5 protein-coding genes, 2 tRNA genes and 1 pseudogene are annotated in these 10,934 nt (G+C 27.0%); 3 read left to right on the top strand and 5 right to left on the bottom strand.

Features of this window, described 5'->3' with window-relative positions; translation table 11 throughout:
• The first annotated feature begins 2,469 nt into the window (after positions 1–2,469).
• Positions 2,470–2,973: a hypothetical protein gene (locus CPX_RS02175; protein ID WP_053521541.1), complete on the top strand. Its 504-nt coding sequence runs from the start codon at positions 2,470–2,472 to the stop codon at positions 2,971–2,973.
• Positions 2,974–3,010: 37 nt separating this feature from the next.
• Here the strand turns inward: CPX_RS02175 and CPX_RS02170 are convergent, their stop codons facing one another.
• The 5 genes and pseudogenes from CPX_RS02170 to CPX_RS02150 form a co-directional block, all read right to left on the bottom strand.
• A complete protein-coding gene (locus CPX_RS02170) occupies positions 3,011–5,785 on the bottom strand; it encodes a cation-translocating P-type ATPase (protein WP_235443245.1) in 2,775 nt (924 codons plus the stop codon).
• 110 nt (positions 5,786–5,895) lie between these two features.
• On the bottom strand, positions 5,896–7,161 hold the full coding sequence (locus CPX_RS02165) for a hemolysin family protein (RefSeq protein ID WP_200902632.1): 1,266 nt from the start codon (positions 7,159–7,161) through the stop codon (positions 5,896–5,898).
• Between the two features lie 258 nt (positions 7,162–7,419).
• Positions 7,420–8,843 (bottom strand): annotated as a pseudogene (gene proS / locus CPX_RS02160) (proline--tRNA ligase).
• Between the two features lie 71 nt (positions 8,844–8,914).
• Positions 8,915–10,060: a methionine adenosyltransferase gene (metK, locus tag CPX_RS02155; protein WP_053521538.1), complete on the bottom strand. Its 1,146-nt coding sequence runs from the start codon at positions 10,058–10,060 to the stop codon at positions 8,915–8,917.
• A 110-nt stretch (positions 10,061–10,170) separates the two neighbouring features.
• On the bottom strand, positions 10,171–10,452 hold the full coding sequence (locus CPX_RS02150; protein WP_053521537.1) for a cold-shock protein: 282 nt from the start codon (positions 10,450–10,452) through the stop codon (positions 10,171–10,173).
• A gap of 189 nt (positions 10,453–10,641) precedes the next feature.
• Between CPX_RS02150 and CPX_RS02145 the strand changes: the two genes are divergently transcribed.
• Together CPX_RS02145 and CPX_RS02140 are read left to right on the top strand one after the other, a co-directional pair.
• Positions 10,642–10,715 (top strand) — tRNA-Thr (locus CPX_RS02145).
• A 102-nt stretch (positions 10,716–10,817) separates the two neighbouring features.
• A tRNA-Gly gene (locus CPX_RS02140) sits at positions 10,818–10,894 on the top strand.
• Positions 10,895–10,934 lie beyond the last annotated feature (40 nt).

Genomic DNA, 10,934 nt, shown 5'->3' with positions numbered 1-10,934 from the left:
AATTTTAATAAATGGTTAATGTAAGAAATAAAAAAATATTTAAAATTTTCAAATTGAGACAAACATCAAAAAAAACACATAAAATTAGATAAAAAAAAGACTCCCAAAAGAAGAGCCTTTTAAAAAGAATAATTTTCGAATATTTATTGTAATAATTTATTTTATACTAAAAATTATTTTTTATTAAATCAATAATTAAAATAAATTATAAAAATTTAATCAGATAGAATATATGGTATCAACAAATCTGATAACATACCTGTTATTTGAGAAGCCATAAAAATTAAAATAGACTCGGATTCATCATCTGAATATGTTTTGCTACATTCGATGAGAGATGATAATAATATATCGCAACAATTTTCAAAATACTGATTCCAATTTGTAAAAGTATCATTGATTTCTATACTATTATTAATTGAATTATTCATAATAACTTTTTTCAAATTATTTAAATTTTTACTAAATTTATATTCGGATATTCTCGAACAGATATTTGACTTTTAAACTTATTTGAAGATACGCCATTAATTATATCACAACATTTTTGAGTAATATCATTTAATTTTTCAACATCATTAGGATTTATTGTTATCCCTAAATTAAATAAATTAATTCTGTTTAAAGCCAAGAGAGAAAAATTTTTACAATCCATAAAATTAAATTTCTTATTTTTTACTTCTAAAATTTCAACAGATGGTTTTTGTTGTATATTTGTTTTATTGTGTGCAAAAATTTTTTTACTAAATATCGATGAGGAAAAAATAATAATTAATGTTATTAAAATCTAAAAAAACTAAATAATTATTTTTAACTAATTTTTTTAACAATTATAAATCTCCTTTTTTATTTAATTTTATCAACAATTGAATGAAAATATCTTCATGTAATTATATTTTTAACAAATCTTATCTAATAATGTTGCAAATTAAAATATTTTTTTAAAAAACTGATGAATTGTTATGTTTTTTTTAGACAAATTTTGTCTCTAAAATTATTCTTTAAGACTAAAAATTAAGTATATAATTTCCTATCTTTTCAAAATAACAAAACATTGTCATTAGAAGAAAAAGTGTCTAAAGTTTTGGAACACTTCATAGCAAAAATATTTTTTTTCATCTGTTCAAACTCCTTTGCCCATTGTTGTTGTTTTTATAAAAAAGATAAACTTTTTTGGGTTTTCTCATTACAATATAGTCAAAAAAAAACTATCTAAAGAGCGATCAATAATATAATTTTAGAGTAAAGCTTCTTTTTTAGATTGTTGCAACCCCCCCCTTTCTAGAGTTTGATTAGAACGTAAATAAAAATTGGTCTTATTTAAAAATAATTCCATTTTTTCTATATAAACTTGTTCACAATCAACTAATAAACCTTCTTGTTTTAAAAAAGCTATTATTTCTTATTTTTTGTTAATTTGAATTTCTTGAATTTTCATTTGTGCGATAAACTCCTTTTAATTTTTAAAACCTAATTCTTTTTTAAAATCATTTAACCAAGTAGAACTATTTTTATTCTTATTTTGCTTATACAAGGGAGAAAAATTTATTTTAGCGGGATTAATGTATAATTGTTTTGTTTGTTTATTAAAAAAATATTTTTGTTCTAAAATATCTTGTCAAACTCTAAATTAAAAAAACTTTTATTTAATTCTTGCAATGTGGTTTTTATTTTGGTAATATCCGTTTCCTTTAAAAATAATATTTTTTTTGCAATATTATAGTTAGTTAGTTTGTTTGATATCCGAACTTAATAAAATATGAAATGTATCTATATTAGCTAAAAAAATGCATAATTTGTTTTAAACCGTAAATATATTTCATTCGTTTGGTTCCTTTAATTCGACATTTGCCAATATATATTTAATTTGTTGGTTTTTTTTATTCTTTTTGATGCATTTTGGTTTAGTGAATGTTTCTTCACAGTTATTAACCTTTAATTTCAATTGCTTTTTTTGGGCTTTTCAACGTAAAGAATGTCAGCACACCCATTAGAATTAATATCCATATATAATTTAGTTGGTTTTTCTTTTATGTTGTGCGTTCGTTCATTTTTTTAAAACTCCTTTTTTAAGTTTGGCTAAATAAAAAACCAAACTGTTTATTTTTAATTAATAAACAATTTGGTTCAATTAGTTATTTTCTTTTGGTACCACTTTGATAGTTCAATCTATTAATAAATAAGTTGATAACAATGGAAAAAGGAAAGTTTTTGTGAAAATTATTTTATTTTTATCTTAAAAATTTATAATATCATACTTTTAAAAATAATTTAGGATTATTTGTTTTAAAGATGGTTAAAATGAGTAAAATCAAAGACAATAATATTTTTTTCACGACGTTATTTTAAAAAAGTTTATTATTTTTAGGGATACTTTTTTTTAGATATCAATAAAAAAGCAGTTTTTATTGATCTTTTGCCCCTTGTCGTAATGATATTTATTTAAAAATACACAATAAAGGTTAAAAAATGTTAAAAATAAAAACCATCTTCATTCATTTATTGGTAGGGATTTTATTTTGGACTCCTATTTGGATATTTTATCAACGCCAAATGATAAAATCTTTTACCCCTGTTAACAAAAACATTCCTATAGAACCAATTGTCTTAGATTTTGATCCACAAAAAATGATTAATTCTCATAAATTACCCAAAAGTAAAATTTGGAAAAATTATTTCAAAGGTGTTTCTGCTGTCGAAACAGCCGATCAATATGTTAAAAATTTTGTTTTAGTCAATAAAGAGAGTAATATCAAATATAACGCTTTAGAGAAAAAATTAATTATTAAAAATATCGATGATTTAATCGATAAAAAAATTTATTTCGCTAGGACATATATTAAATTTAACCCTGGTTTTTACAAATTTAGAGATAGTTTTTCCATAGGTATTCATTTTTACCTCCATTTAACTAAATCCAGCCAAAATTGTTATTTAATTATGTTGGAACCAATAACCGACACTCTTTTATAAAGAAAAAAAATAGATGATTTACATCATCTATTGATTTTTATCTATTGATCTTTCTTTTTAAACCTTTTTTCGCTATCTCTACCACTAATAAAGGGCTCATTGATAAAATAAAAATGATGAGAAAGTCTCTGCAAGATAAATCAGCTAATTGAAAGTTTTCTTTGAAAAAAGGGACGAATAGAATAATCATTTGTAAAAAAACACTAATCAAAAAGAATTTAATTAAAGCCCAGTTGGTCTGAAGTGAAAAAACCGATTTACGTAAATGTTTTAAATTAAAAACGTGTACTAATTGCGAAAAAGATAAAACAAAAAAGGCGAAAGTTTGTCCATATTTAGCTGCTTCCTGAGGATGCAGCTTATAACCAATCCAAGCGGCTAAGAAAGTTAATAAACCTAAAAAGAACCCTTCTAAAGCTATTTTATAAATCAAAGCAGGCGTTAGTAAGGCATTTTTAATATTACGTGGCTTTTGCTTCATTAAATCTTTTTCTTTAGGTTCCATGCCTAACCCTAAAGCAACCAAAGAATCGGTGACTAAATTAATCCAAAGAATTTGCAAAGCGCTAAGAATAACAAAATCATAAGTGAAAAAGAAATGTCCCAAACAAGTATTTAATAAAATAACAGTTATTTCGCCCATATTACAACTTAAAAGGAAAAGAATACTTTTTTTAATGTTTAAAAAAATATTTCTTCCTTCTTCAATAGCGTTTTTAATAGTATTGAAATTATCATCTGTTAAAACAATATCAGCTGTTTGTTTAGCGATTTCTGTACCATTTACGCCCATAGAAATACCAATATTAGCTTGTTTGATGCTAGGAGCATCGTTCACTCCATCGCCTGTCATAGCCACAATATGACCTAATTTCTGCCAAGCTTGCACAATTTTTAATTTTTGTTCTGGTTTAGTTCTAGCATAAACTTTAATATAAGGTAATTTAGTCTTTATTTCGCTTTCGCTCATTTGTTCGAACATATCTCCGTTAATAGCTAAATCGTGCGGATGTTTTAAAATGTGTAATTCTTTAGCTATCTTTTCGGCAGTATATAAATGATCGCCTGTGATCATAATAGGAATAATAGAAGCGTTGCGACAGTCTTGAATAGCTGCAAAAATTTCTGGCCTAATAGGATCTTGTATAGCAACCAAACCTAAAAAAACGATTTTATTTTGCAATTGGGACAATAATTCATCTAAAGTGGTATCTTCTTGCAACCATTCTTCTTGAAAAAAATCAACATAAGCCACACCTAACACTTTATAACCCTTTTGAGTCATTCGTGTTAATTCATTGTTTATCAGATGCTCATTATTTAACTGTTTTTCCTGCATTTCACCTTGGTAATCTACATACTTGGATAAATTACAGATTATTTCTCCAGCTCCTTTAATAATGATATATTTACGACTTTTTAATCGATGAATAGTAATCATTAATTTATATTTATCATCAAAAGGAAATTCTTTAAGGCGTATATTTTCTTCTCTTAATAAATTAACATCTATTTGCCATAAATAAGCTAAATCAATAAAAGATTGATCTACAGGGTCAAAGATAATATTATTGATCTTGTTGTTATTTTGGTCTTTTTGCGCGGTCGCATTATTACATAAGCAACCATATTTAACCAATCTTAAAACATCTTTGGACAAAGGTAAAACGTTATTAACCGAAAAAACATTGTTCGATGTATATAAATGTTTAATATTCATTTTATTATAAGTTAAAGTGCCTGTTTTATCTGTACAAATAACACTCACAGTTCCCAAAATTTCTAAAGTTTTTAAATTTTTAACGATAGCTTTTTGGTTTGCTAGTTTTTTAATCCCTAAAATCATAATAATGGTGATAATAGCCAATAAACCTTCCGGAATAACCGCTACCGCTAAAGCGATAGAAGAAAATAAAAAATGTTTTAGAACGGTTAAATCTATGTTTTTACCAAACCAATAATGTTTCAATAGGTTTAACGAAAAATTAATTATAATTAAAAAAGCGATAATAACGCTCAACAATTTAGATAGATGAGCAATATTTTTTTCTAAAGGAGTTTTAGTCGTTTGATTTATTAAGGTAAATTGAGTAATTTTACCAATCTGAGTCTTCATCCCTGTGGCTAAAACCACTCCTTTGGCGTTACCATAAGCCACGACTGTACTCATGAAAACTATGTTAAAAGCGTTAAATAAACTAAAAGGTTGATCGTTATCTTGATGTTTTTTAGCAACTGATAAAGTTTCACCTGTCAACACTGATTCATTAATTTTTAAATGGTTGGATTGGATTAACCTGATATCAGCCGGAACAATGTCCCCGGTTTCTAAAAAAACTATATCTCCTACGACCAACTCTTCTTGCGAAATCAATTGTTTTTGGTTATTTCTTAAAACTTTACTATAAGGTTTAGTTTTGTTTTTAACCATTAATAATGATTTTTGGGTTTTATTTTCATAAATAACGCCCAAAAAAGCGTTAATCAAAACAATAATTAAAATTAAAATACTTTCCAAAATTTCTTCTTTTTGATGGGAAATAAAACCCATTATGAACGTGATGGCAGATGCTATTAATAAAAGATAAACGAAAAAATCATTAAATTGTTGTCTAAATGTTTTCCAAAAGGAAAAAGCAACCGGTTCTTGCAAAAGATTAAAACCATATTTTAAACGTTTTTGTTGAACTTTAGCATTATCTAAACCTTTTGCAAAATCGGTCTTTAATGCTTTTTCTAATTTTTTGAGATTTAATTGGTAAAATAAGGATTCCATCAGCGAGGAAAGACTTTCTAATAGTAATTTTTTCATTTTATAGTCATTTTTTTAATTTAATCGTTTTTAACACATAAAAAAATTTATCGTTATCAACGCACAAAAAAAGAAGTTAAAAAAACTCCTTTTAAAATAGATTAAACTTTTTATAATTCTGGTTGTTCTTCAGATTTTTGAGCTATTTGTTGAACTAGTTCAATTTTAGAAACTTTAATTTTAGTAATCACTAAACCGTCATGAGCTAAACCATCAAACTTCCAGTTATTATAAATTATTTGAATTTTTTCGTTATTTTCAGGAATTCTTTTAAATTTCCCTAACATAAAACCGCTTAAAGTTTCGTAATCATCAATAGGTAAATCTGCTTTTAATTCTTCTTCTATATCATATAAGTGAGTAGTTCCTTTGATGATATATTCGTGTTCAGAAATTTGGATAATTTCTTGGTTCTGTTTGTCGTATTCATCTTCTATATCACCCAGGATTTCTTCAATTACATCTTCAATAGTGACAATCCCAGCAGTTCCACCATATTCATCAACTACAATAGCAATATGGTTTTGTTTCAATTGCATTTCTTTAAACAATTCACTAATGTTTTTAAATTCCATTACGTAATAAGCTTTGCGAAGGAAATCTTTAATGTCGAATTGTAAATGGTTTTTATCCACTTCTATTAATCCTTTAAAAACATCTTTTACGTGAACGATACCGATTATTTTATCAAGACTTTTCTCATAAACGGGGAATCTTGTGTATTTTTCCGAACAAATCAAATCAGTTAATTCTTCGCGAGTAACATCTGATTTAATAGCGATAATTTCTTTTCTATGACGCATTACATCCGAAACTTTGGTTTCATCAAAGTCAAAAATGTTTTGAATCATATTATTCTCGCTACTATCGATAATACCTTTACGGTAAGAAGTGTTTAGTAAATATCTCAATTCATCTTCAGCTACAGCATCATTTTTTTTATGTGGATCAATTCCTAAAGCATATAAAATAATATTGCTTATCTGGTTCAATAACCAAACGATAGGTTTAGTTATGAAACAAAAAACATTGAAAAGATCTAATAAAAAATAAGCTGTTTTCAAAGGAAAGTTTAAAGCTATTCTTTTTGGAGTAATTTCTCCAAAAACAATAGAAACAACCACTAAACCGATTGTGAAATAAATTCCTAAATCATTTTCATTTTTCAAAAGATAACCTTGAACAAAGGTTAAAATATGAATCATTATCTGAATAACAGATAAAAAATGAGTAGGAGTTTCTTTTAATTTTTTTATTTTTAAGGCTTTTTTAGAACCATTTTTAATTTCTAAATTAATTTTACTTTCACTTAAGGTTACTAACGATATTTCGATCGCAGCAAAAAAAGAATTCAACAAAATTAATCCAAAAATCATTAGATAAACGTTGAAATAGTCCACTTTAATTTATAACCTCTTTCTTATTTTTCACACAAGCGAAAAATAGGCTATAAATAGTATTATTTAAATTCTCTGTTAAATCATCATTTTCCATATATCTAAGCAATCAAATCCCCTTTTATTTCTCTTTTTACTTCTAGGAAATAACTGTTTTTATTCTAACATATAATATGACAAATGTCAAAGCATATATGATTTATCCTCAGAAGGATCTTCTTGGAATAAATTAATTTATTAATAAGCTCTAGCAAATAACACCGTTTGGTTAGCTTTTTTATTGGTTACAGGGCAAATTTCTGTTATTAAAGGTTCGTCTAAAATAACTCGAGCGGTAGCGCCTGTCTCTTTTTTAATAATTTCTTCGGCTTCATTTTCATAAACACTCATTTTAATATATCCTGTTTTTTGTAGATGTTCTTTAAATTCATCATAAGTTTTAGCTTGATAAGTGTTATTTTTAACATGATCAGAAGCTTTTTGATACATTTCTTGGTGAATTTTTTTTAATAGAAGAGGTATTGATTCTAATAAATCTTTTGCGGCCGCTTTTATTTTAGTAGAATTGTGTCTGATAAAAAGAGTTAATTCTCCGTTTTCTAATTCTTTTTTACCGATTTCTATTCTTAAAGGTATGCCTTTAAGTTCGTGATTGCTCAATTTCCAACCTATATTTTTATTTTGTAAATCTATTTTCACTCTATAAGAAGCGCTTAATTGTTGGTATAAAAGGTGCGCTTTTTCCACTACTTGTTCGTTTTTCATTTGCAAAGGTACAATGACGATTTGTACGGGAGCGATATAAGGCGGCATCACTAAACCTTCGTCATCGCCGTGAACCATAATTAAAGCTCCTATTAAGCGAGAAGAAATGCCCCAAGAGGTTTGATGAGTGAATTGTTTTTGCAAATTAGCATCTTGAAAAGTGATCTCAAAAGCTTCAGAAAATTTAGTACCTAAATAATGTGAAGTTCCGGCTTGCAAAGCTTGTCCATCATACATTAAAGCTTCAATAGAATATGTCACTTCCGCGCCTTTAAATTTCTCTTTTTCGGTTTTTTTGCCAGAAACAAAAGGGATGGCTAACAGTTCTTGACCTAATTTTTTATATAAATTTAAAATATCGAAGCTTTCTTGTAAAGCTTCTTCTTTTGTAGTATGAACTGTATGCCCTTCTTGCCATAAAAATTCTTTACTTCTTAAAAAAGGTTTATTGGTTTTTTCCCAACGAACAACAGTGCACCATTGATTAAATAATTTAGGTAAATCACGATAAGAAACTATTTTTTTAGCATAATATTGAGAAAATAACACTTCAGAAGTAGGTCTAATAATTAATTTTTCTGGCAGAGTTTTATCGCCTATTTTGCTGATAGTCATCGCTTCAGGAGCAAATCCTTCAATATGTTGCTGTTCTTTTTGAAATAAATTTTCTGTAAAGACTAAAGGAAAATACACGTTTTGATGGTTAGTTTTTTTAATTCTTGGTTCATAAATTGTTGAATCATTTCCCATAGAGCATAACCATACGGCAAATAAATAAAAAAACCTTTGATATCGGAATAATCAATCAATTCTGATTTCAAACAAACATCTGTGTACCATTGACTAAAATTTTCATTACGAAAAGATACTTCTTTTACTAATTTTTTAACATTCATAAATCAGAACCCTTATTTATAATTATTTTATTAACATTTGCTTATATTAATATTATATAGTTTCATAACATTTATGTTAATAATTTTTGAAAAACAGCTATTTTATCGGTTTTTTCCCATTCGAATAAATCATCTTGTCTGCCAAAATGTCCATCTCTAGCAGTTATTTGAAAAAGGGGTTGTTTTAGTTTTAATTGATTAATAATTCCTTGCGGAGTTAAATCAAAATTTTGTTGAATTGTCTGGATAATTAATGATTCAGGCACTTTATTAGTATTAAAGGTATTAATAAATAAACCTACTGGTTGTTCTATTCCGATAGCGTAAGAAATTTGTAATTCACATTTATCACAAACACCAGCAGCAACGATATTTTTAGCCAAATATCTCACCATATAAGCACCACTACGGTCCACTTTAGAAGCATCTTTACCGCTAAAACAACCGCCGCCATGACGAACTTCCCCGCCATAAGTGTCTTGAATAATTTTTCTACCTGTTAAACCAGCGTCCGAACCAGGACCCCCATTGACGAAACTACCAGATGGATTGACAAAAATCTTGGTTTTTTCGTTCATTAATTGAGGATCAATAACTGGTTTGATAACATGTTCTATAATTTCTTCTTTAATTTCTTCTTGAGTGATATTTTTTTTGTGTTGACAAGAAACCACAATGGCTTCTACATAAAGAGGTTTATTGTTTTCATCATAACAAATAGTTACTTGAGTTTTCCCATCTGGTCTTAAAAAAGGTAAAGTTTTATTTTCTCTTAATTCTGTCAATTTTAAAGCTAAAGCTTTGGTTAAAAAGAAATTCAAAGGCAAAAAGGTTGGTGTTTCGTTGGTGGCATAACCAAACATCAAACCTTGATCTCCGGCGCCTTTATTTAAAACCGCTTTATTTATTTCTTCTGATTGTTCGTGAGTTAAATTAACGATAGATAATTCATCATAAGAAAAATTTTCGTTTTTTCTGTCATATCCTATTTGTTGAACAGTGTTTTTAATAATCTTTTCTACTTGTTGAGGAGCTAATGGAGAACTAGTTTTAATTTCGCCCAAAATGATAACTTTTTGGTTAGTGACAACTGTTTCGATAGCCACTTTAGCCTCTTGATCTTCACTTAAATAAGCGTCTAATAAAGCGTCAGAAATTTGATCCGCTATTTTATCAGGATGACCTTTGGTTACTGCTTCGCTACTAAATTTTTTCATTTACTTTCTCCATAAAATTTTTGTTTAAAACAATAAAAACATATTATACACTAAAAAAAAGACTTTAATTAAAAGTCTGTTTTTAAAATATATTTCAAATTAATGAATTATTATTCTACTTTAACGATATCAAAAGCTTGTAGACCGCGACCTTCAACTTCTTTAATAGTGAATTCAACTTTTTGGTTTGCTTCTAAAGTACGAAATTTGTCTGTTCTGTATTCGCTGTTGTCTAATCTGATAGATGTGTAATGAAAGAAAACGTTACCTTTTTGTCCTTCTGCATTAGGATCGTCAGTATCAATTGTGATGAAACCAAACCCTTTATCAGGATTAAACCAATCTACTTTACCCTGAATTCTTTTTTGTTCCTTTTGTTCCTTTTGTTCCATTATGAAAAACTCCTCTTTATTAAAATTAGTTTAAATTAACCTCTTTTATTATATATTATTTATTTGGAAAGTAAACAAATATTTATAAAAAAGTTAATAAAGCGGAAGAAAAAGTTTTTTTAGCAATTAATTATAACATTTTTTCTTAAATTGGGTTTTATATGATAAAATAATACAAGAGCGTCAAAAGCCCTTATAGTTTAATGGCAAAACACATCAGTGGTAATGATGAAATACAAGTTCGATTCTCGTTAAGGGCACCAATCATTTTGTTTTAAATTTTTCTTATTTTTTTGTTAATATATATGTTGTAGTTTTTTAGAAATTATTTTTTTTAAAAAAATGAAATTCTTGACTTAAAGAATGCGGACGTCGTATAGTGGCTATTATACGTGCTTGCCAAGCATGAGACGGGGGGTTCAATTCCCCCTCGTCCGCTCCAAAATAATAAAATAATAATTTAGATAAATTAAATAAAAAAA

Source organism: Candidatus Phytoplasma pruni (assembly GCF_001277135.1).
Classification (GTDB): Bacteria; Bacillota_I; Bacilli_A; order Acholeplasmatales; family Acholeplasmataceae; genus Phytoplasma; species Phytoplasma pruni.
The sequence above is the reverse complement of the archived record's forward strand: the minus strand, read 5'-3'. Positions and strand labels throughout refer to the sequence as shown.